Genomic DNA, 22,073 nt, shown 5'->3' with positions numbered 1-22,073 from the left:
ACGGGCTCATCCCGCCCTTCTAAAGTCACGAGTACCGTTTTTAGAAAGCAGGCCCGCAGCCTGCCGTGCGAATCGAGTAGCGCCATGACCCCTGAAAGCATTGTCATCGCCGGCGCCGGGCTGGCCGGAGCGACGGCGGCCCGCACCCTGCGCGCCGAAGGGTATGCCGGGAACATCACCATCGCGGGGACCGAACCGCACCCTCCCTATCTCCGGCCGCCGCTGTCCAAGGAGTACCTGCTCGGCAAGGCCGCGGAGGACGCCGTCGAGGTTGTGCCGGAGAGCTGGTACGCCGACAACAATGTCAGCCTCCGGCTGGGCAGCCCGGTGGCGTCAGTCGATCCGGCGGCACATACCGTCCGCTTCGCGGACGGGACGGTCCAGGGGTACGGGGCACTCCTGCTGGCGCCCGGCGCCACGCCCCGGACGCTGCCGCTGACCGGCGCCGAACTGGACGGCGTCACCACGTTCCGCACGATCGATGACAGCCGGCGCCTGCGGGAGCAGCTCGCATCCGGCGGCCGGAACGTCGTGCTCATCGGCTCCGGCTGGATCGGGATGGAACTGGCTGCAGCGGCAAGCACTTACGGCAACCAGGTCACGCTGCTCGGGCTTGAGGATATCCCGCTCGCTGCGGCGATCGGGCCGGAACTCGGCAGCTTCTTCCGCACCCTCCACGAGGAGAACGGAGTCCATTTCCGGCTTCCCGCCTCAGCCAAGGAGATCACCGGACACAACGGGAAGGTGACCGGTGTGGTGACCGACGCCGGTGAGCTCCTGCCGGCGGACATCGTGGTCATCGCTGTGGGGGTGGTTCCGGAAACTTCACTTGCCTCCGCGGCCGGGCTGGAGATCCGCAACGGGATCCTCACCGACGCTTCGCTGCGCACCAGCGCGCCGGATATCTTTGCGGCCGGCGACGCCGCCAATGCGATGCATCCGTTCACGGGCGAGCACCACCGCAGCGAACACTGGTCCAACGCACTCAACGGCGGCAAGGTGGCGGCCAAGGCCATGCTTGGCCAGGACGTTGCCCTGGACATGGTTCCCTACTTCTACACCGACCAGTTCGACGTCAGCATGGAGTACTCGGGCTTCCCGTCCCTGGCGGCAAAAGCGGCCCCGGTCATCCGCGGTTCACTGGAACGCAAGGAGTTCGTGGCGTTCTGGCAGCAGGACGGCCGGGTGGTGGCCGGCATGAACGTCAACTGGCCGAGGTCCGTCAAGCCGAGTGCCCAAAAGACCATCAAGGCGCTCATCACCGCCCGCGTCGAGGTCCCTGCCGAGCGGCTGGCTGACGGGAACGTGACGTTCGATCAGCTGATGCCCGAACCCTGACGGGCAACGGTGGCAGCCGTCTGAATGGAGGATTCGTGTCCGGCCATTCCGGCCTGCCGCGCCCGGGCATAAGCGCCGGGCAGGGCGGCAAGGAGGGCGTCCACGTCCGCTTCGGTCGAAGGATGCCCCAGGGTGAAGCGCTGTGCCCCGCGTGCCGTCTCCTCGTCCAGGCCCATGGCCAGGAGGACGTGTGACGGACGCGGAACGCCTGCCGTACACGCCGAGCCGGTCGATGATTCGACGCCGGCGAGGTCCAGGAGGAACAGCAGGGAGTCGCCTTCGCAGCCGGGGAACGTGAAGTGGGCATTTCCGGGCAGGCGCCCGTCCCCCTCCGGACCGCGCAGCACCGCCGCCGGAACCGTATTGCGGACCCCCGCGATCAGCCGGTCGCGCAGCCGGGAAATCCGCGCAGCTTCGGCGTCGAGGTTCTTTGCCGCGGTGTCAGCTGCGGCGGCAAAGGCCGCGATGGATGCGGTGTCGAGCGTTCCCGAGCGGACGTCACGCTCCTGGCCGCCACCGTGCTGTACCGGCGTGAGCTTCACCGACCTCCCCAGAATGAGCGCCCCGACGCCCACCGGACCGCCGATCTTGTGGCCTGAGATGGACATGGCGTCCAGCCCGGAGTCGCGGAAATCCACGGGGAGGGAACCGAATGCCTGCACCGCGTCCGAATGCACCGGGACCCCGGCGTCGTGCGCCAGCTCCACGACGCGGCGGACGGGCTGGATGCTCCCCACCTCGTTGTTGGCCCACATGACCGTCACCAGGGCAATGGATTCGGGCTCACGCTGCAGTTCCGTCTGCAGCGCTTCCAGGTCCAGCACGCCGTCATGGTGGACGGGCAGCCACGCAACCTCCGCCCCTTCGTGGCGTTCCAGCCACTCAACGGTGTCCATGACGGCGTGGTGCTCGACGGCGGAGCACAGGATCCGGCGCCGGCGCGGGTCTTCAGCCTGCCGGGACCAATACAGGCCCTTGACGGCCAGGTTGTCCGCTTCTGTGCCGCCCGAGGTGAAGATGACCTCCGAGGGATGGGCGCCTGCCGCAGCGGCAAGGGTTTCCCGCGCATCCTCCACGGAACGCCTCGCCCGGCGGCCGGAGCCGTGCAGGGACGAGGGGTTCCCGGTCCGGGACAGCTCGCGCGTCAGGGCAGCCAGCGCTTCGGCGGCAATGGGTGTGGTGGCGGCATGGTCCAGGTAAACAGGCACGCTTAGATTCTAGACGCCGCCGGATTTCCGGTGCAGTCAGGCTGAAGTGGCTTTCACGGCCTGATCCTGGCGCAGCAGCGCCCGACCGTCCGGTCCTCCACCACCTTGTCCTCCGGGATCCCGCAGGCTGCTGCGGCGCCACTCAACAAGGCGCCGTTCATGGCACACACCACGTCTGTGTGCCCGTCGGCGAGCCGGTGGAACGGACAGTTCATGAGGATTGTTCCGCCCTCGCCGTCCTGTTCCGGCATGTAGCCGATAGTGCCGAGCACTTCCTCCAGCGATACCCCGCCGCCGCCCAGGGCATGGCCGCGCGAGTAAGAGGCATCGGTCAACGCCTCGCGGACCCCTCCCCCGTCGGCTATGGAGGATTCAATCGCGGTAGCCATCAGCTCACCGGCCAGGTCGTAGCTCCGTTCCGGTACTGATACGCCGACCTCGTCCAGCGCCGGGCGGTAGAGCTTCGCCGGGCGGCCCGACCCCGGTCCGGCCTTTCCGCCGAGTTTGCGGAACTCTACGGCCAGCAGCCCGTCCCGGACCAGCTTGTCCAGGTGGAACGACGCCGTGGACCGGGGCATGTCCAGCGCAGCCGCCGCATCGTCCCTCCCCACAGCCGACGGTTGCCCGGTGACGTACTCAAAAAGGCGCCGCCTGCTCGCATCACCCAGCGAGGCCAGGGCGGCCAAACGGCCGGTCCACGAGAGGGCGGTCCTTGGTTCGCGGTCTTCAGGTTTGCGGCTCATAAATCCAGCGTAACTCTAAAATCAAGATCTGTTGCTAAAGAAGGATCCGCGGTTCTAAAATCAAGCTATCTACTTTTAGAAGGGAGTTCGTCATGAAAACCACAACACTCAGGGAGTCGGCAAACCCGAACACGCTCGCCGCGGATCCGGCCCGCCAGGCGTTCCTGCTCCTGCGCACCGTCTTCACTGTGGCGCCCATCCTGTTCGGCCTGGACAAGTTCACCAACCTCCTGACCGACTGGACCGGCTATCTGGCACCGATCGTTCCGGATACCCTGCATTTGCCGGCCCAGACGGTGATGTACGTCGTCGGCGTCGTCGAGATCATCGCCGGGATACTGGTAGCCCTGCGGCCGCGTATCGGCTCGCTCGTGGTGGCTGCCTGGCTGTTGGGGATCATCCTGAACCTGGTCATCCTCGGCGCCTTCTTCGACGTCGCCCTGCGCGACTTCGGCCTGTTTGTGGGCGCGCTGGCTCTCAACCGGCTGGCCACGGCCGCCGCGGCCCGTCAGTCCGGCGGAACCACCGTCAGCCATTGAGCAATGTCTGCCCGGGCGGCGGCGAGCGCCGCCGCCGTCGGGCACGACGCCGATACGTACACCGAGGAGCCGGCCTCGCCAAAAACCCGGGCCAGCACCGCGGTGGCCTTGCCGGCTCCCCGGCCTGTTGATTTGGCGGCACGTTCCAAGACCAGTACATCCACGGCCGGCGCGGGCTTACCCCGTTCGCCGCCCCACCGCAGCGACGCCGGCTTCAGGTACGCCGGCAGGATTGTGGGGTCCAGGTAAGCGAATAGCGCCGCTGTGGAGGCCCTGTCATCATCAGCCACCAGGGGCCACTGGTTCTGGCGCACCCCGGCCGCAACCTGGCAGCCGTCGGACTTTTGATAGCGGCTCGTACCGCCGGCGTTACGGACCACCTGTTTCCATTGCGGCGCTTCGGCCAGGTCCTCCGACAGCCCGACGGGAACGCCGTGCGCCAGCGTGGGCCCCGCCGAGAAGGGCATGTCCCGGGCAGCCACCGCACCGGCGTCGTGCCCGGGGGTGATGCTCGGTGTGCCGGGTCCACTGGTGACAGGCCGGTTGCTTGGGGCCGCAGGATCCGGGACACCGATGCTGCAGCCGCCCAGGAAGGCCGTGGCTGCGACGGCTGCCACCACCACGCATGTAAGGCGGGCACCGCCGCGACCTGTCCGAACTCCCATTCCGAAAAGTCTAGACGTCCCGCGTTTCCACCGGCGGGAACCGGCTGCCCTGCTGCGGTCGTTGATCCAGAAGACCGTCAAGACCGGCTTATATGCTTGGCTCACCGGGCCGCGCATGCGCGCCGGCAACAACGACTTAAGGATCATGCTTGACCAAGGGCAGCAGTTCCCACTACGAAGTGCTCCGCGTGGCGGTGACCGCGACGGAGAGGGAGATCAAGGTGGCCTACCGCAAGGCTGCCCGTGCTTCGCATCCCGACCACGGAGGCGACGCCGCCAGGTTCCGCCAGGTGACCCTTGCCTACGAAACCCTTATCGACCCCCAGCGGCGGGCCGCCTATGACCGTTCCTACGCCGCCGGCCCGCGCAGGAGCCGCGCAGAGAGCGACGAGGCCCACTTTGACGCCCCCGCTGCCGGCAGCCACGCCTCCGCGACGATCCACAAGCCGGGAACGCCCCGGAACACGTCCGGCGATGCCCCCGTCTACGTGCCGCCCTTCGACACGCCCGGAGCCGTCCCCCTGCTGCCGCCGGAAATCGCCGGCCAGCAGGTCCACGGAATGCCCAGGAAGCGGGGCATCTTTGGCGCTGAGGCCCGGATCCAGCGGGAGCTGCGCACGGTCCAGCTGATCAGCAGGCAGGTCCTGCCGGCGATCCCTGCGGCGCGCCTGATCAACGGGCTGCAGTCCCCGGCGGACAACAGCCATATTGACCACGCCCTGCTCTCGGGCTACCGGCTGGCGCTGATCGGCTCCATGCTGCTGCCCAAGGGCGCCTACGCGTGGGACGGAAACACGCTGAACCACGGCGGCAGGTCGATCGCCCCGCCGCAGCTGGCCCAGGTGGTCCGGCGGATGCAGGACATCTTTCCGGAGCTCAACGTGACCGGCTGGACAGTGGTCCACAGCCCGGACGGCAACCTCCACGAACCCGTCATCGACCGCCACCGCCGGTCCCGCGGCGGCTCCGACATTGTCCAGGTGGTCAATGCCGCGGGCCTGGCCCGCGGGCTGAAGGATTTCCTGTCCTCCGGCCCGGCGCCGAACACCGTCAACGTCCCCGTGCTCGCGCGGCTGCTGAGGGGCATGCACTGAGGCCAGGTCCGGAGCGCTGAGGCCGTGACCGAAATCCTCCGCCCAGGCCGCCGCTAGGATGGAAGCGTGTTCCGCATCCTCTTCCACACGCCCGAAATTCCCGGCAATACGGGCAACGCCATCCGTCTCGCCGCCATCACCGGCGCCGAACTCCACCTAGTGGAGCCCCTGGGCTTCGACTTCTCCGATGCCAAGCTCCGCCGTGCTGGCCTGGACTACCACGACCTGGCAGTGGTCACCGTCCACCCCAGCATCGAGGCCGCCTGGGCGGCACTGCAGCCGGAGCGCGTCTTCGCCTTCACCGCCGACGGCGAGGTGTCCTACACGGACATTGCCTACCGGCCCGGTGATGTCCTGATGTTCGGCCCGGAGTCGGTGGGCCTGCCTGAGGACCTCAAGCGCGATCCCCACGTCACCTCCCGGGTCCGCCTGCCCATGCTGCCGTCACTTCGGTCACTGAACCTGGCGAATGCGGCATCCATCGCCGTCTACGAGGCTTGGCGCCAGCAGGGTTTCACCGGCGCCAAGCTCTGAGTGCAGCGCTCCTGGACTGCCACCCATCCAAGGCCCGTGCCGCACCGAATCCCTCTTGGGCGCAGCCAAAGGGCATGCACATCCACCACATCCACAGGGCGTAAGGAGCGGCAGGTGAGAACACAGAGGCCGGGCAACACAGCTTTCCGTTTTGCCCGGCACGATGCTGCCGTGGCCGGTTATGGTGTGCCGCACCCGCAGGCAGGCCACCTATGCTTGAGAGTGATGGAAACTCCCAACGCGCCGAACTTTGACGCCACCGCGCCGCCCGGCACCGCCGTCGACCTTAGTCAGCAGCTGGCACAGCTGCTGGAGCGTATTGCCCAGGGCGACCAGGCGTCTTTCGCCGAGTTCTACCGGCTCACCTCGCGGCGGGTGTTCGGCATGGCGCGCCGTGTGCTGATCGACCCGGAGCTCAGCGAGGACACCGTCCAGGAGGTCTTCCTGCAGGTCTGGCAAAACGCCGCGAAGTTCGATCCGGCCAGCGGAAGCCCCCTGGCCTGGCTCATGACCATCTCGCACCGCCGGGCAGTTGACCGGGTCCGGTCATCGCAGTCCGCGAGCGAGCGTGAGGCCAGGTACGGGGCCAACAGCCAGGACATAGACCATGACTCCGTGTCGGACGAGGTGGACAGCCGGCTCGAGGCGGAAGCAGTGGTGCGCTGCCTGGGGACGCTGACCGAAACGCAGCAGGAATCCGTGCGGCTCGCCTATTACGGCGGCCTCACCTACCGCGAAGTGGCCGAGAAGCTGAACGCGGCCATTCCAACCATCAAGTCCCGCATCCGCGACGGACTGATCCGACTCAAGACCTGCCTGGGGGTGAGCTGACAATGACCGATACGAATGATTCCCGCGGCCGCCAGTTGCCCCGGGCATTTGCCGCAGACATTCCCACCGACCTCGCGGCCGGCCGGGCAGTCGAGCTCGCCGAGATCTACGCCCTCGACGCCATCACCGACGCGGAGCGGGAAGCCATCGACGCCTACATCAGCGGCGCTCCCGAGGCGGAACGCGCATCCTTCAACGAACGCGTCCGCCAGGCCAGGGAGACCCTGGCCATGTCCTTTACCGCCGAGGAGGAGCCGCCCGCGGACCTGTTCGCCCGGATCTTCGCGCAGCTTCCCGCTGCAGCACCGGCCGCGGAGGCGGCCAAACCCCATGCGGACGCAGATGCGCTGGCTGAACCGACGGCCGACGAGCTTGCCGCTGCCCGCCAGCGCCGTGAAGCACGACGCGGGCCGGCCGGCCTCCGCAACTGGCTGATCGGCGTTGCGGCTGCTGCCGTGATCGCGCTCGGCGGCGTGGGGATCGGCGCCTACGTCGCCAACCAAAACGATCCCTTCAGGCAGGTCATCGAGGCGCAGGACGCGAGGCAGGCGACCGTCGACGTCAGCGGCGGAGGCACGGCCACGGTTTCGATTTCGCCGTCCCATGATGCCCTGGTGGTGCGGATGAAGGATGTGCCACCGCCGCCCGCGGGCAAGGTGTACCAGATGTGGCTGATTCCGAAGGATGGGTCCACCCCCGTCTCCGAGGGGCTGATGGATGCAGAGGCATTGTCGAAGCCGGCCCTGGTCAAGGGCATCGGCTCCGCTGCCTCGCTCGGCATCACTGTCGAGCCCGTCGGCGGATCGGCGACCCCGACGCTCCCCACCGTGGCTGCCGCCCCGCTCAACACCTGACTCTCGGCGCCGGGCGCTTGACGTTGACGATGCGTCAACTTCCACGCTGCAGGCATGAAGCAGGAAGAACTCCGGAGCTGGTCCATCGCCGAGCCGGCGAAGCTGGGCAGGGTCTCGTCCAGGACCCTCCGGCACTACGACCAGGTGGGGTTGCTGCCGCGTGGAAGCCCGCCAGCGGTGGGACGACGCGGCCGTCGAGGACAGTAAGGCGCGGCACGCAGCACTCAGCGCTGCCGACAAGCAGGCCTACCCGCGGTTCACCGCCTTCTACGACAAGAGCCGCGCAGGCCTCGCCGCCTACCTGCTGGAGTGATCAAGGTCTACGCGGCGTCGCAGTTCCGCCCGGCCGCCGGCTGACGCCCAGGGCAGAGGGGCAGCCTAGAAGCCGGCGATCGTGCCGGGCCCATTGACCATGACAACGTGGAATGCCTCGACGCTCCGTCCGTCGGGGAGGCCGGCACGTTGGGCATTTGCCCGCATGCCGCTCCGGACGGTGGCCTCCATGGCCTCGGCGTCGGGATGCTGGCTGACGTGAACGTGGATCGCCTCGAGCTTGCTCTCCACATGGTCCGTGACGTCCACAAAGTGGTTTTCCCGCTCCTCCGGACCCGCGTAGAGCCACAGCCACGGAAGCTTGAAGGCCTCCAGGCCGGCCTCGGCGAGGTCCGGGTATGCGAAGGGGTTCTCCACGGCCGGGTAGACGGCACGGGTCACCGCCTCCCCCACCGCCAGGTGGTCCGGATGGCTCTTCTGGATTCGCTTCCAGTTGCGCTCCGGGTGCATGGAAAGCACGACGTCGGGCCGGACTTCGCGGATCAGTTTCACCACCCCGCGCATCACCTCGTGGTTCGGCTCAAGGTACCCGTCGCGCTGGTGCAGGTAATGGATGTCCGTCACGCCGACGAGGGCCGCGGCACGTTCCTGCTCGGCCGCCCTGAGGGCGATGATTTCTGCGCGGTGCGCAGGGTCGAAGCCGCCGGCGTCGCCGTCGGTCATGATGCAGTAGCTGACCTCGACGCCGGCCGACGTCCACGCGGCGATGGTGCCGGCGGCGCCGAAATCGATGTCGTCCGGATGGGCTGAGAAACAGAGCACCCGCTCAATCCGGTGCTGTTCCGGATTGAACGGGCTCTGCGCTGGTGCAGCGTTTTGGGTCAAGGGTTCAGCCCTTGCGCTTCTTGATCTCTTCGGTTGCCTGCGGCAGCACCTGGAAGAGATCGCCCACGATGCCGAAGTCGGCGATTTCGAATACGGGCGATTCGGCGTCCTTGTTCACGGCGACGATCACCTTGGCGGTCTGCATGCCGGCCTTCTGCTGGATGGCGCCGGAGATGCCGGCGGAAATGTACAGCTGGGGCGAGACGGTCTTGCCTGTCTGGCCGACCTGCGCGTCGTGGCTGATCCAGCCGGCGTCCGTTGCCGCGCGGGATGCGCCCACGGCCGCACCCAGTGCATCCGCCAGTTCCTCCACGGGGCCGAAGTCGCCGTCGAGGCCGCGTCCGCCGGCCACCACGATGCGCGCATCGGTGAGGTCCGGGCGTCCGCTGGCGACCTTCTGTTCGCGGGAGGTGATGCGGGCAGCGGCTGCGGTGGCGTCAGCAGGGGCGTCGACGGTGACCGTTTCGGGTGTGACGGGCGCCGCCGCGGGTTCGGGGTCCACGGAGTTTGCCTTCACGGACAGGACGGTGACCGGGGTGGTGGCCTTCGCCGTCGTGGTGTAGGAACCGGCCAGCACCGACTTGTGGGCGGTGCCGTCGGCGTCAACGGCGATGACGTCGGTGATGACGCCGGCGCTCAGCCGGATGCCGAGCCGGGCAGCGATTTCCTTGCCTTCGGGTGAGTTCTCCAGCAGGACCGTGGTGGCACCGGACTTGTCCGCCACGGCAGCCAGGAAGGCGGCCTTGGGGGCGACGAGGTAGTCGTCGAGGTCCGCTGCGGCCGGCCGGAAGATGCTGGCGGCACCGTAGGCACCCAGGGTGCCGGCGGCGTCGTCGGACAGTTCGCCGTTGACCGCCACGGCGGTCTCCCCGAGGGAGCGGGCGATGGTGAGGAGTTCCAGGCTGCTCTTCTTGAGAGCCTGCCCGGGGTTGTCAATGAATACCAGTACGTTTGCCATGTTGTGGAGTCCTCTTAGAGCAGCTTCTGGGCGGCCAGGAAGTCAACCAGCTTGATGCCGGCGTCGCCTTCGTCCGTGATGATGGTGCCGGCGGTGCGCGGCGGGCGTTCCTCGGCCGCCGTCACGCGGGTCCAGGATCCGGCGTGGCCCACCTGGGAGGAATCGACTCCGATGTCAGCCAGGGAAAGCGTGGTGATGCTCTTGCGCTTGGCCGCGATGATGCCCTTGAAGTTGGGGTAGCGCGGTTCGTTGATCTGGTCGGTCACGGAGACCACTGCGGGCAGCGACGCCTCAACCGTCTCCGAGTGGGTGTCCGCATCGCGGCGCGCCGTGACCCGTCCGCCGTCGACGTCGAGGGAGGAGGCAAAGGTGACCTGCGGAAGCCCCAGGCGCTCGGCGAGCTGTGCGGGCACCAGGGAGGTCTCGCCGTCGGTGGAGGCCATGCCTGTCAGCACCAGGTCCACCGGGGCGTCCGCGCCGAGGTGGCGGACGGCAGCGGCGAGCGCCAGCGAGGTAGCGGCCGCGTCCGAGCCGGCGAGCGCACCATCGGTGAGGTGCACACCCTCGGTGGCGCCGATCTGCAGGGACTTCTTGATGGCGTTCACGGCGCCGGCCGGTCCCATGCTCAAAGCGATTACCTTGTTGCCGGCCTTGGCACCGCCGCGGGCTTCGGCAAGCTGCAGCGCGGCTTCCAGGGCGTACTCATCCAGTTCGGACAGGATGCTCTCGTCGCGGTCCGTGGTGTGGCCCTCGCCGCTGAGGTGCCGGTCGAACTGGGCGTCCGGCACATGCTTGACCAGGACGACGATCTTCAATGTCTCTTCCACTGTATTTACAGCAGCCTTCCGTGCTTGTGGATAGCCAGCCGGGTGAGGTCATGGCCGTGGAACGCCCGGGATACGGGTAGCTCCTAGCTAACCATATTGGGCCCGTCATATGACGTCCCGTTAACGCCTGTGTCAAAGGCCCGGGCTGATGGCAGGGACAACGACGGCGGGCCGCCCCTCTCTGGAACTCAAGAGGTGCGGCCCGCCGTCGTGCTTGGCGCAGTTACTGCGCCCTACTGTTCCGCCGCTGCGCCGAGCGTGACGTCCAGCTGCTGTTCGCGGCCGTTGCGCAGGACCGTGATCTTCACCGAGGAACCGGACGGCTGCTCGCGGACGGCTGCCGTCAGCTGGTTCGGGTCACTGATGGCCAGGTCGTTGAAACGCGTCACCACGTCGCCCACCTTGATCCCCGCCTTGGCCGCCGCCGAGCCCTGCTCCACCGAGGCCACATCGGCTCCCGTGGAGAACCCGGAGGCTGATGCCGCCTTCTCCTTGACGCTTACGCCCAGCTGGCCGTGGGTGGCCTTGCCTTTGTCGATGATCTCCTGGGCCACGCGCCTTGCGTTGTTGATCGGGATGCTGAAGCCCACACCGATGTTGCCCGTTCCGCTGGATGCGGAGCTGCCGCCGGCCGAGGCGATCGCGACGTTGACACCGATCACCTCACCCTTGCTGTTCACCAGGGCACCACCGGAGTTGCCCGGGTTGATCGCCGCGTCCGTCTGGATGACGTTGATGGAGATCGATCCCTGGTTGGCCGAGCTCTGGCCCTGACCCTGGCCCGGAGGAGCGAACTGGAAGCCCTGGTCGCCGCCCTGGGAGCTGTCCGTTCCCTCTTTCGGGGCCGCCGAGGACGCCACGCTGATGGTCCTGTTGAGCGTGGAGACGATGCCGTCCGTCACCGTGCCGGTGAGGCCAAGCGGGGAACCGATGGCCACCGCCGTGTCCCCGACGTTCAGCTTGCTGGAATCACCCAGCGCTGCCGGCGTCAGGCCAGACGGGTTGTCCACCTTGATAACCGCGAGGTCTGACAGCGGGTCGGTGCCAACCACCTTGGCAGTGAGGACGCGGCCGTCGTTCGTGCGGATTTCAATGTCCGCGTTCGCGGTGGCGCCGTCCAGCGTCACTACGTGGGTGTTGGTGAGGATGTGGCCCTGGTCGTCGAGGATGATCCCGGAGCCGGTGCCGCCGTCGCTCCCGCTGGTGGCCTTAATGGTCACTACGCTCGGCGATGCCTTGACGGCCGCGGCCGTGATCTCGTTGACCGAATCCTGGTTGTTGACGATCACCGTCCCGGGCTGGCTGCCGGAACTGACGGCTGGCGCGGTTCCGCCGGCATCGAACAGGTTGCCGGAGCCAACGGTGGCAACGCCGCCGCCCACCAGGCCTGCGGCCAGGATGCTGGCCACCAGCGTGCCGACGCCGAACGTTGCCTTGCGTTTGGGCTGGTTGGTGCGGTTGTCCTGGAAAGCGGAATGGCTGTTGTTTTGCGAGTACTGGGGACCGCTCGGCTGCGCCGCCGGTGCCGACTGCTGCCCGTAGAAGGGTGCGTGCTGGGGGTAAACGGGATGCGGACCGCCGGGACGCTGCTGCTGCGCATGCTCGCGGCCGGCCGCAGGGCTGCCATACGGCTGGCCTTCATCGGCCCGGGCTGCACGGGCCTGCCCTTCATTTGGCTGGCTTGCGTCCTGGGCGGGCCGGTACAGCGGCCGGGTGGGGTTGCTGTCGGAGTCGAGGCGTACCGTCGGGTTCTCGGAACCGCCGGCGGTGCGGTATGCGCTGTCCTGCGGTGCAGGAGGCTGGAGACCCTCGGCGGGCTCAGGCCGAGGGGTCGGATCAACAGGGCGCCCTGAAGGATCTCGGTTCTCAGGTGCTGCGCCCGGTACTGGGTGCTCAGTCATTGGACTTCCTTTCATCCGCGTCTGTATTAACTATGGACGATCGGACTGAAACTAATTCGGACGTTTGCTGGGAGGTTCCTGAATGCCCTCCGAGGGGGCAGTACTGCCACTGTTCAGGACCGCGGTCTTCCGGCGCTTTTCGCTGGCGGCATATTCCCCGCCGTGGACGGTCCCGCTGGTGCACCATAGAATCAAGAAGAATTGCCACAGCGACCTGCGGCTTTACACCCGGCGTGGGGGCGCTGCTGCATTCTGTGACGGCTGTTCGTCCCGAACCAGCCGCGGCGTGCTGAAGGGTTGCCATGCGGTCAATGTTGAAACGTGTTCTCGCCGTGATCGGCCTGACGGCAGTGCTGGCGGCTCCGGCCGCGGCGGCCTGGGCCGAGGATCCGGTAGCCATCCCCTCCGGCCAAAACATCGTCGATGACGCGAATGTCCTCGGCAGCCGCAAGGGCGAAGTTGAGAACTCCATCCAGAAGCTCCTCAAGGACCACAAGTACAACCTGTACGTGGTCACGGTGAAGTCATTCGAAAATCCGGCTGATCCCAAGGCGTGGGGCCAGGCTGTGGCCACCAACAAGGGCATGGGCAGGGCTGACGTAATCCTGGCGATCGCCACCGACCAGGGCAGGTACTACTTCGCCCCCAACACGGCAAGTGCCATTGCGTCGAAGACCGGGAACATTACACAGAACGCGATTGCGGCCAACCTCGGTGGCGGCAAAAGGGACTTTGCGCAGGCCGCCATCGACACCGCGGCTGCCATCGGCGACGCTGCCGGTGGCGGCAGCGGCAATGTCCCCTCCGGCGCCGGTGCGGGCACCGCCGTGCTCGTTGGTGCGGGCGTCGTGGCCGCCGGCGGCGCGGGCACATATCTTTACCTGCGCAACAGGCGCAAGAAGGCCGGCCAGGCGTCCAGCGCAAGCTACGGTCCGCAGGGTGCCGAACTTGATCCCCTGGCCGGGATGAGCATCGAGGACCTGCGCCGGAAGAGCGGCTCCCTGCTGATTGAGGCAGACGACGCGATCAAGTCCAGCGAGCAGGAACTGGGCTTCGCCGAGGCGCAATACGGGGAAGCGGCCGTGGGCAACTTCACCAAGGCGCTCCAGGAGGCGAAGGCCCACATGTCCGAGTCGTTCAAGCTGCAGCAGCAGCTGGACGACCACATCCCGGACACCGAAGAACAGCAGCGCAGCTGGCTCGGCGAAATCATCCGCAGGTCGGAGGCTGCCCTGGCATCGCTGCAGGAACAAAAGGCGGACTTCGACTCGCTGCGCGAACTCGAGAAGAATGCGCCCCAGGCCCTGGCGGCAGTGGACGCCAGCGCCGCGGAAGCGGACGCAAAGATCGCCCGCGCCGACCAGACCCTGGCGGAACTTCGCGGAAAGTACGCGGACAGCGCCCTCGCCCAAATAACGGACAACATCACGCAGGCCAAGGAGCGGCTGGCCTTCGTGCAGAACGCCAGCGCCACAGCCCGTGAAAAGCTCGCTGCCGGAGAGGGCAGCCTCGCCGCCGTGGCCGTCCGGGCATCGGAGGAGAGCCTGCACCAGACGAACGTGCTGCTGGATGCAATCTCCAAGGTGGCCGGCAGCCTGGACTCGGCCCGCCAGGGACTGGAGTCCGCTGTTGTGGACACGTCCCAGGACCTTGCCCAGGCACGCGCCATGATCCAGTCCGGCGCCCACCCGGAGCTTGATGGGCCCGTGGCCGGAGTCGAAGCGGCCCTCGCCCGTGTCAAGAGCGAAATGCAGAGCGGCAAGATCGACCCCATCGCGACCCTGGAGCGCGTCGAGTCGGCGCACCAGGCCCTCGATCAGGCCCTCGGCGGCATCCGGGACCAGCAGGAGCAGGCGCGCCGGGCGCAGGCTTCGCTGCAGCAGACCATCATGTCCGCCCAGGCGCAGATCAGTGCCACGTCGGATTACATCACCGCCCGCCGCGGCGGCGTGGGCACCGAGGCCCGGACGCGCCTGGCGGAGGCCCAGCGCAACCTCGATTACGCCCTGTCCATCTCGCGCAACGACCCCGTAACCGCCCTGACCTACGCACAGCAGGCGCATGCCCTGGCAGCGCAGGCCGCCCAGCTGGCCCAGTCCGACGTCGACAGCTTCGGCTACGCCAACCAGGGATATGGCCAGGGCTACGGCCGCGGCGGCATGTTTGGTGGCGGCGGAGGGGGCGGCCTGGGCGGTGCCATCCTCGGCGGCATCCTCATCAACTCCATCCTCAACGGCGGCAGCGGCGGCGGTTGGGGAGGTGGCCACAGCGACGGCGGAGGCTGGGGTGACGGCGGCGGCTGGGGCGGCGATTCCGGCGGCGGCTTCGGCGGAGGGGACTTCGGTGGGGGTGACTTCGGCGGCGGAGACTCTGGCAGTTTCTGACCGGCACAGACTAAGCCCCGGCCCGTGCAACCGGGCCGGCCGGTAAAAACGGTACACAACTGTTCACTGAACTCAGTGGCACATTCGGAGCAGGACGAAAGGTAACACCATGAAGCAGTCCATTTTCGGCCGCATGGCGCAGCTGGCGAAGGCAAACATCAATTCGCTCCTGGACCAGGCCGAGGATCCGCAGAAAATGCTGGATCAGATGGTCCGGGACTACACCAACAACATTGCCGAGGCCGAGTCCGCGGTGGCCCAGACCATCGGAAACCTGCGCATGCTCCAGGACGACTACAACGAGGACATCAAGAACGCGCAGGACTGGGGCAACAAGGCCCTGGCCGCGTCCCGCAAGGCTGATGAGTTCCGCAGCGCCGGCAACGCGGCCGACGCCCAGAAGTTCGACAATCTTGCCAAGGTGGCCCTGCAACGCCAGATGTCGTCGGAGAACGAGGCAAAGGCCGCTGAGCCGAATATCGCCTCCCAGACCGAGGTGGTGGACCGGCTCAAGACCGGGCTGGACCAGATGAAGGGCAAGCTGAACCAGCTGACCAGCAAGCGCAACGAACTCGTGGCCCGTTCGAAGACGGCCGCCGCCCAGTCGCAGGTCCATGATGCGCTCAAGAGCATCGATTTCATGGACCCCACCAGCGAGGTGGGCCGCTTCGAAGAAAAGATCCGGCGCGAAGAGGCCAAGGTCCGCGGCCAGCAGGAACTTGCCGCTTCGAGCCTCGACGCCCAGTTCAACCAGCTCGAGGACCTCGGCGAGCAGACCGAGATCGAGGCCCGGCTTGCCGCGCTGAAGTCAGGCAACGCCAAGCCCGCCATCGGGGCCGGTGACACGGCTTCGTCGGCGTCGCATTCCACGGTGGATGAGGCGGATTTCGACAAGCTGTAGGCACGTACTGAACCTGAGTCGCCGTCAGCTTCACCGGCAGAGGCCGGGATCCACCGGGATCCCGACCTCCGCCGTCCCCGGTCCGTGTAGCGTGAAACCATGGCTTCCACCATTGTCTGGCTCCGGGACGACCTCCGGCTCGACGACAACCCCGCCCTCGCCGCAGCAGCTGCGTTGCCGGATCCGCTAACCGTCGTCTACATCCTCGACGAGGACTCCCCCGGCATCCGCCCGCTGGGCGCCGCAGCCAGGTGGTGGCTCCACCGATCATTGTCCGCCCTCGCCTCGAGCCTCGAAGCACACGGGTCGCGGCTGCTGTTGCGCCGCGGAGCCGCCGCTCCGCTCATCGAGGAGCTGGCCGCTGAGACCGGTGCGGAGAGGTTGTTCTGGAACCGGCGGTACGGCCAGCCGGAGCGGACCATCGACGCCGGCATCAAGGAGTGGGCGGCCGGACAGGGCATCGAGGCCACCAGCTTCCAGGCGAACCTGCTGTTCGAGCCCTGGACTGTGCGAACAGGCTCGGGCGGACCGTACAAGGTCTTCACGCCGTTCTGGCGCTCCTGCCTAGCCGGTGCAGAACCGCGGCTTCCCGCCGATCCCCCGGACCGGTTCCCAGAGCCCGCAGCAGCAACCGCGGGGCGGCCACCGGCCGGTGACCGGCTGGACAGCTGGCGGCTCCTTCCCCGGCGGCCGGACTGGAGCGGCGGCCTCGCAGCGACCTGGACTCCGGGCGAGGACGGCGCCCACGATCGGCTGGACGATTTCCTGGACGGTCCCGTGGAAGATTACGGCAGGGGCCGTGACTTGCCCGGTGTCGAGGGCACCAGCCGCCTCTCGCCGCACCTGCGCTTCGGCGAGATCAGTCCTTTCCGCGTATGGCATTCCCTCCGGGAACGCTTCCCGCGACACGCACCGGCCGGCGTCGGGATTTTCCGGAGCGAACTGGGCTGGCGCGAATTCTGCTGGCAGCTGCTTTTCGAAAATCCGGATCTGCCCACCCAAAACTACCGCCGGGAGTTTGACCACTTTGCCTGGCAAACGCCGTCGGACGCCGAACTGGAGGCCTGGCAACAGGGGCGTACCGGCTACCCGCTCGTGGACGCCGGCATGCGGCAACTGTGGCAGACCGGCTGGATGCACAACAGGGTCCGCATGGCTGCGGCGTCATTCCTGGTGAAAAACATGCTTGCCGACTGGCGGGTGGGCGAGGCCTGGTTCTGGGACACCCTCGTCGACGCCGACGCGGCCAACAACCCGGCCAACTGGCAGTGGGTGGCGGGCTCAGGCGCGGACGCCTCCCCTTACTTCCGGATCTTCAATCCGGTGACGCAGAGCAGGAAGTTCGACGCCGGGGGCAGTTACCTTCGCGGCTACGTCCCGGAACTGGCGGACCTGGATGACCGCGCCGTGCATGAGCCGTGGAAGAATCCGTCAGCGGCTCCCGGTTACCCGGAGCCTCTGGTGGGCCTGCAGGAGTCCAGGGAACGGGCGCTGGACACCTACCAGCGGCTCAAGGAGGAGTGAGAAGCTACCGGTTGGTGACCTTGCCCATGAGCGATGCGATGGGCCGCAGGAACAGCGGCCGGGCCAGGAACCAGGCTCCCACCATGACCGCGACCGATGCGACGCAGAACCAGAAGCCGACCCAGCTCACGTCATCGCTCCCGCCGTACATGTGGTTGAGGTTCCGGAGCGCGCCCGTGGCCAGAACCAGGAACACGTGCACCACGATGAAGGCCACGAAGTAGATCATCACCGGGAAATGCACTGCGCGGGCGGCCTCGATGGGGAAGGCCTTGTTCAGCCCGGCCGCCTTTTTGGGCCACGCGGCGGACATCCGCAGGCCGGTGATGAAGGCCAGCGGAGCAGCGATGAACACCGTGGCGAAGTAGGCCAGCAGCTGCAGGGCGTTGTAGTTCACCCAGCCGTCCTCCGTGGGCCAGTTCAGCGACGCGTACTGCAGGGCGGCCGAGACGGCGTTGGGGAAAACATCCCACGACGTAGGGACGATCCGGGTCCACTGACCGGTTGCGAAGAGCAGGATCACAAAGACCAGCCCGTTCAGGATCCACAGCGCATCGAGGGTGAGGTGGAACCAGAGATCGAGGCTGATCTTGGTGGGCGCCGTCCTGGTTTTGATGAACCCCTTGTTGTTCCGGGTCCAGTAGCCTGCGGGGCGGGTGGTGGTGCGGACCTGCCACCCCGAACGGATGATAAGCAGCAGGAAGAACGCGTTCAGGAAGTGCTGCCACGCCAGCCAGGCCGGGAAGCCGACGGGGGCGCCGGCAGGAAGCTCCGAGTGCCCCGGGTAAGAAGCCAGGAAGGACTGTACGCCGGAGAGGCCCGTGGCCCACTTTGCGAGCAGAACCACCAGCACTGCAGCCACGAGGACCGCCGGCACCGTCCAGTAGAGCCTGGACCGCTTGCCTTTCGCAGTGCCGGTTTTGTTCTTCGTTGTGGACATCGAAACTACATTCCTCTCGAGGATGGCTTGGTCGGGCATCTGCCCCGCAGAAACGCTCGGGCCCTGCGAAAGAGAATACTAGGAACAGCCAATACGTGAACAAAAGCTACCGGGAAAGCAAGAGGCCCCGACCGGTATGTCACCGGTCGGGGCCTCTTCATGGTTGCGGGGACAGGATTTGAACCTGTGACCTCTGGGTTATGAGCCCAGCGAGCTACCGAACTGCTCCACCCCGCGTCGCTTGATCAACTGTACCCTACTTTTGCGGCGGCTTTGACCACGGCCTTTTGCGGCGGCTTGGACCACGGCCGCTTGGTCCGTGCCGCTAAGCCCATCGCGCAGTCGGCCGTCAGCCGGACAGCAAAAAACCCGGACCACCATGCGGTGATCCGGGTTTTTTCTTCAGTTGCGGGGACAGGATTTGAACCTGTGACCTCTGGGTTATGAGCCCAGCGAGCTACCGAACTGCTCCACCCCGCGTCGCAAGAACTACTCTACCGGCCGGTGAACAGGAGGCCAAATCCAAACGACGTGATCTGCGTCTCCAGCAGGCCAAGGCTCTCTCCTACGGAAAAGGCCGGCCCTCCCCTTCGCCGGGAGGGCCGGCCTTTCAGTCGATCAGGCTGCCGATCAGCCGCTGGGTGTCGGCGTCGGTGTCGCGGATGGCGACGTCGGGGTGCTGGCAGTTCCGGTGCTGCCCAGCTTCGCCTCCGCGTCGAGAGCCTTCTGCAGCGCGGCGGACAGCTTCTTCTGCTGCTCGCCGTACGCCGCGAAGTCACCCTTGGCCAGCGCAGCCTGGCCTGCCTTGATGGCCGCGTTCGCCTCATCCAGGGCAGCCTTCAGTGCTGCCTTGGCATCCTCCGAACCCGTGGACGGCGGTGTCGTCCCGCCGCCCGGTGTCGTCGGTGTCTTGCCGTTGTTCGGCGAGTCCCCGGCCTGGGCCCCGGACCGGCCGCCAAACAGCTGGTTGAGGGCCTCGTCCAGGGTGGGCGCGAAGCCGATCTTGTCACCGAAGGCCACGAGCACCCGCTGCAGGGTCGGGTAGGAGGTCTCACCTGTGGACTTGAGGTAGACGGGCTGTATGTAGAGCATGCCGCGGGCCGCGGGAAGTGTCAGCAGGTTGCCGTTGAGCACATCCGACGCGCCCTGCCGCAGCAGGTTCAGGGCCTGCGAGACCGCGGGATCCGAGTTGAACTTGTTCTGTGCCTGGCCGGGGCCGGGCACCTGGGCTTCGGGCGGGACCTGCAGGAGCCGCAGCTGCCCGTAGCTCTCGGACTTCACGCCCTTCTTCGAGCCCGCGTCGGAATCAGCTGCGAGGAAGCCGTACAGGACGTTGCGCGCGTTGTTGTTGACCACCTGCGGAATATAGGACGAGGTCAGCTGGAACGCCGGTGTCTTCTGGTCCGGCATCTGCAGCGACATGTAGAACGGCGGCTGCTTGACCTCCTGCGACACGGTGGGATCGTTCGGAACGCTCCACGCGTCGTCGTTCTTGTAGAAGCTCACCGGATCCGTCACGTGGTAGCGGCCCAGCAGCTCACGCTGGACCTTGAACAGGTCCTCCGGGTAGCGGACGTGGCTCATAACAGCGGCGGACATCTCCGAGTAGGGCTTCAGGGTGGAAGGGAACACCTTCTGCCAGGCCTTCAGGAGGGGATCCTGGTCATCCCACGCGTACAGTGTCACGGAACCGTCGTAGGCGTCCACGGTGGCCTTGACCGAGTTGCGGATGTAGTTGACTGAGCTGTTGGGCAGCGCCACGTTGCGGCCGGCCGTGGTCTGTGAATCCGTGGTGGCGTCGGAGAGCTGTTCCTGCTGCGAGTACGGGTAGTACTGGCTGGTGGTGTAGCCGTCCACGATCCACTTGACCCGGCCGTCAACCACGGCGGGGTAGGCGTTGCCGTCCACCGTCAGGTAAGGAGCAACCTTCTGCACGCGTTCCCGCGGGTTGCGTTCGTACAGGATCTGGGAGGCCTCGTTCACGCCGTCGGACAGCAGCAGGTCCGAGGACTGGAACTTGATCGAGTAGAGAACCTTGTTGAAGAAGCTGCCGACGTTCGGGCCGCCGTTTCCGGTGAACGTGTACTGCGTTTCGCCGCCCTCCTTGGAGGCCGGGCGGTCCTGTTCGCGGTGCGGCGCGCCTTCCGGAGCACCCACAATCGAGTATTCCGGGGAATCCTCGCCGAAGTAGATGCGCGGTTCGTAGGTCTGGTCATTGCCGAGAACGCCGGTGGACGGGATGCCGGACTGCAGGAACTCCGGCTTTCCGTCAACCGTGAACTTGTTGCCCTTCGCGGCAACAACACCGTAGCCGTGGGTGTAGACGACGTGGCGGTTCAGCCAGGACTGCTGGTCGGCGGCGAGGCCGTCCGGGTTCAGCTCGCGCACCGCGATGACGGTGTCCTGCATCTTGCCATCCACCATGTACCGGTCCACGTTGAGTGCCTTGGGGAACTGGTAGTAAGGGCGGAACTGCTCAAGCTGCGAGAAGGCGTCCGAGATCAGGTTCGGGTCCAGGAGCCGGATGTTGGCCGTGGTCTGCGCGTCCGGGGCCAGGGCGCCGGCTGTCGTGGTGGTGGTGGCGTTGTACCGCTCCACCTTCACCTGGTCCAGGCCGTAGGCCGCCCGGGTCATGCCGATGTTGCGCTCGATGTACTTCCGTTCCAGGGTCTGCTCGGACGGGCGGACCTGGAACTGCTGGATGACCCACGGGTAGACGCCGCCGGCCAGGATGGAGGTGATGATCAGCATGGCCGTGCCGATTACCGGGAGCCGCCACTTGCCGATGACGGCAGCGACGATGAAGAGGATGGCGACGAGGGCCGCCGCGACGGCCAGGATCGCCTTGGTCGGGATGACGGCGTTGACATCGGTGTACAGCGCGCCGGCCCAGCGTCCGCCGCTGTTCTGCAGTGCGGAGTAGCGGTCTAGCCAGAAGTTGATGCCCAGCAGGATCAGGAAGGAGGCACCGGTAACGGCGAGGTGGATCTGCGCCGCGCGGCTGGTGAAGATGCCGCGTTCCATGATCCTGATGCTGCCGTACAGGTAGTGCGTGAGGATGCCCGCGATGCCGGCCACGATCGCCACGCTGATCAGGAAACCGGTGACGAAGCCCAGGAACGGCAGCGTCATCAGGTAGAAGCCGATGTCGAGTCCGAACTCCGGATCGTTCTGGCCGAAGGACTCCTGGTTGAAGAACAGCATGACCTTCTGCCACTGGCTGGAGGCCGCGCTGCCGGCGAAGAGCCCGAACAGCACGGGCAGCCCGATCATGACCACGCGCCGCACGGGTTCCAGCTGCGCCTGGTAGCGGTTGAGGTTGTCCCGGATTTCCGAGTCCGGCGCATAGACGGGCCGGGCGTGGTAAGCGATCCGGATCGCGTAAAACACGGCCGCGAACATGAGGAGGAAGCCGGCGGCGAAAATGCCGATCCTCGCCAGGTTCTCAGTCAGGAACACCTCGAAGTAGCCAAGCTGCTGGTACCACAGGACGTCCGTCCACACGTTGGCGAAGAAGATGAACCCGACAACAACCAGCGCAACGACGATGAGCGTGGGCGTCAATGCACCGCGCCTTGTCTGGAGTTTTCCGGGCGGGGTGGGGCTGGCAGGACGGGACAAACTCGTACCTCATAGCTGTGTCAGTTGCTGGTCTTGATCTTAAGTTTTCAGTG

General features: G+C 66.8%; 20 protein-coding genes and 2 tRNA genes. 11 read left to right on the top strand and 11 right to left on the bottom strand.

What is annotated here, in order from left to right; translation table 11 throughout:
• Positions 1–84: 84 nt before the first annotated feature.
• Positions 85–1,338, top strand: a complete 1,254-nt coding sequence (locus tag ABIE00_RS06700) for an NAD(P)/FAD-dependent oxidoreductase (protein WP_354258311.1) — start codon at positions 85–87, stop codon at positions 1,336–1,338.
• Here ABIE00_RS06700 and ABIE00_RS06695 read toward each other — a convergent pair.
• Together ABIE00_RS06695 and ABIE00_RS06690 are read right to left on the bottom strand one after the other, a co-directional pair.
• On the bottom strand, positions 1,317–2,546 hold the full coding sequence (locus ABIE00_RS06695; RefSeq protein WP_354258308.1) for a cysteine desulfurase family protein: 1,230 nt from the start codon (positions 2,544–2,546) through the stop codon (positions 1,317–1,319). The genes ABIE00_RS06700 and ABIE00_RS06695 overlap by 22 nt on opposite strands.
• A gap of 53 nt (positions 2,547–2,599) precedes the next feature.
• Positions 2,600–3,289, bottom strand: a complete 690-nt coding sequence (locus tag ABIE00_RS06690; RefSeq protein WP_354258305.1) for a helix-turn-helix transcriptional regulator — start codon at positions 3,287–3,289, stop codon at positions 2,600–2,602.
• Positions 3,290–3,381: 92 nt separating this feature from the next.
• Here ABIE00_RS06690 and ABIE00_RS06685 point away from each other — a divergent pair, with 92 nt between their 5' ends.
• Positions 3,382–3,828: a DoxX family membrane protein gene (locus ABIE00_RS06685; protein WP_354258302.1), complete on the top strand. Its 447-nt coding sequence runs from the start codon at positions 3,382–3,384 to the stop codon at positions 3,826–3,828.
• Here the strand turns inward: ABIE00_RS06685 and ABIE00_RS06680 are convergent.
• Positions 3,798–4,493 (bottom strand): hypothetical protein, encoded by a 696-nt coding sequence (locus tag ABIE00_RS06680; RefSeq protein ID WP_354258299.1) that lies wholly within the window; start codon positions 4,491–4,493, stop codon positions 3,798–3,800. The two genes, ABIE00_RS06685 and ABIE00_RS06680, sit on opposite strands and share 31 nt — an antisense overlap.
• A gap of 149 nt (positions 4,494–4,642) precedes the next feature.
• Here ABIE00_RS06680 and ABIE00_RS06675 point away from each other — a divergent pair, with 149 nt between their 5' ends.
• The 6 genes from ABIE00_RS06675 (at position 4,643) to ABIE00_RS06650 (ending at position 8,119) form a co-directional block, all read left to right on the top strand.
• On the top strand, positions 4,643–5,587 hold the full coding sequence (locus tag ABIE00_RS06675; protein WP_354258296.1) for a J domain-containing protein: 945 nt from the start codon (positions 4,643–4,645) through the stop codon (positions 5,585–5,587).
• Between the two features lie 66 nt (positions 5,588–5,653).
• A complete protein-coding gene (locus ABIE00_RS06670; RefSeq protein ID WP_354258293.1) occupies positions 5,654–6,121 on the top strand; it encodes a tRNA (cytidine(34)-2'-O)-methyltransferase in 468 nt (155 codons plus the stop codon).
• 225 nt (positions 6,122–6,346) lie between these two features.
• Entirely contained in the window at positions 6,347–6,952 is a 606-nt protein-coding gene (locus ABIE00_RS06665; RefSeq protein WP_354258290.1) for a sigma-70 family RNA polymerase sigma factor, read from the top strand.
• A 2-nt stretch (positions 6,953–6,954) separates the two neighbouring features.
• Positions 6,955–7,806 (top strand): anti-sigma factor, encoded by an 852-nt coding sequence (locus ABIE00_RS06660; RefSeq protein ID WP_354258287.1) that lies wholly within the window; start codon positions 6,955–6,957, stop codon positions 7,804–7,806.
• 54 nt (positions 7,807–7,860) lie between these two features.
• The gene (locus ABIE00_RS06655) at positions 7,861–8,013 is read left to right on the top strand and encodes a MerR family DNA-binding transcriptional regulator (protein ID WP_354258284.1); all 153 of its coding nucleotides are present in this window, start codon (positions 7,861–7,863) and stop codon (positions 8,011–8,013) included.
• Positions 7,967–8,119, top strand: coding sequence for a hypothetical protein (locus tag ABIE00_RS06650; RefSeq protein ID WP_354263520.1), 153 nt, complete (start codon positions 7,967–7,969; stop codon positions 8,117–8,119). The genes ABIE00_RS06655 and ABIE00_RS06650 overlap by 47 nt, the downstream gene beginning before the upstream one ends.
• A 65-nt stretch (positions 8,120–8,184) precedes the next feature.
• On the opposite strand, the gene ABIE00_RS06645 is transcribed toward ABIE00_RS06650, so the two are convergent.
• The 4 genes from ABIE00_RS06645 to ABIE00_RS06630 form a co-directional block, all read right to left on the bottom strand.
• Positions 8,185–8,964, bottom strand: a complete 780-nt coding sequence (locus ABIE00_RS06645; protein ID WP_354258281.1) for a PIG-L deacetylase family protein — start codon at positions 8,962–8,964, stop codon at positions 8,185–8,187.
• Positions 8,965–8,968: 4 nt separating this feature from the next.
• Complete coding sequence (locus tag ABIE00_RS06640) at positions 8,969–9,922, bottom strand: electron transfer flavoprotein subunit alpha/FixB family protein (protein WP_354258278.1); 954 nt, start codon at positions 9,920–9,922, stop codon at positions 8,969–8,971.
• 14 nt (positions 9,923–9,936) lie between these two features.
• Entirely contained in the window at positions 9,937–10,737 is an 801-nt protein-coding gene (locus tag ABIE00_RS06635; protein ID WP_354263287.1) for an electron transfer flavoprotein subunit beta/FixA family protein, read from the bottom strand.
• A gap of 245 nt (positions 10,738–10,982) precedes the next feature.
• Positions 10,983–12,650: a S1C family serine protease gene (locus tag ABIE00_RS06630; protein WP_354258275.1), complete on the bottom strand. Its 1,668-nt coding sequence runs from the start codon at positions 12,648–12,650 to the stop codon at positions 10,983–10,985.
• Positions 12,651–12,952: 302 nt separating this feature from the next.
• On the opposite strand from ABIE00_RS06630, the gene ABIE00_RS06625 reads away from it, so the two are divergent.
• The 3 genes from ABIE00_RS06625 to ABIE00_RS06615 all read left to right on the top strand — a co-directional run bounded on the left by ABIE00_RS06625 (position 12,953) and on the right by ABIE00_RS06615 (position 17,459).
• Positions 12,953–15,034 (top strand): TPM domain-containing protein, encoded by a 2,082-nt coding sequence (locus tag ABIE00_RS06625; protein ID WP_354258272.1) that lies wholly within the window; start codon positions 12,953–12,955, stop codon positions 15,032–15,034.
• A gap of 109 nt (positions 15,035–15,143) precedes the next feature.
• Complete coding sequence (locus ABIE00_RS06620; protein ID WP_354258269.1) at positions 15,144–15,935, top strand: PspA/IM30 family protein; 792 nt, start codon at positions 15,144–15,146, stop codon at positions 15,933–15,935.
• A 99-nt stretch (positions 15,936–16,034) separates the two neighbouring features.
• Positions 16,035–17,459, top strand: coding sequence for a cryptochrome/photolyase family protein (locus ABIE00_RS06615; RefSeq protein WP_354258266.1), 1,425 nt, complete (start codon positions 16,035–16,037; stop codon positions 17,457–17,459).
• Positions 17,460–17,463: 4 nt separating this feature from the next.
• Here ABIE00_RS06615 and ABIE00_RS06610 read toward each other — a convergent pair whose 3' ends face one another.
• The 4 genes from ABIE00_RS06610 to ABIE00_RS06595 all read right to left on the bottom strand — a co-directional run bounded on the left by ABIE00_RS06610 (position 17,464) and on the right by ABIE00_RS06595 (position 22,020).
• Positions 17,464–18,399, bottom strand: coding sequence for a cytochrome b/b6 domain-containing protein (locus ABIE00_RS06610; RefSeq protein WP_354258263.1), 936 nt, complete (start codon positions 18,397–18,399; stop codon positions 17,464–17,466).
• Between the two features lie 160 nt (positions 18,400–18,559).
• Positions 18,560–18,636 (bottom strand) — tRNA-Met (locus ABIE00_RS06605).
• Between the two features lie 169 nt (positions 18,637–18,805).
• A tRNA-Met gene (locus ABIE00_RS06600) sits at positions 18,806–18,879 on the bottom strand.
• A 150-nt stretch (positions 18,880–19,029) separates the two neighbouring features.
• A complete protein-coding gene (locus ABIE00_RS06595; RefSeq protein ID WP_354258260.1) occupies positions 19,030–22,020 on the bottom strand; it encodes a UPF0182 family membrane protein in 2,991 nt (996 codons plus the stop codon).
• Between the last annotated feature and the right edge of the window lie 53 nt (positions 22,021–22,073).

It is taken from the genome of Arthrobacter sp. OAP107, assembly GCF_040546765.1.
Lineage (GTDB): Bacteria > Actinomycetota > Actinomycetes > Actinomycetales > Micrococcaceae > Arthrobacter.
The sequence above is the reverse complement of the archived record's forward strand: the minus strand, read 5'-3'. Positions and strand labels throughout refer to the sequence as shown.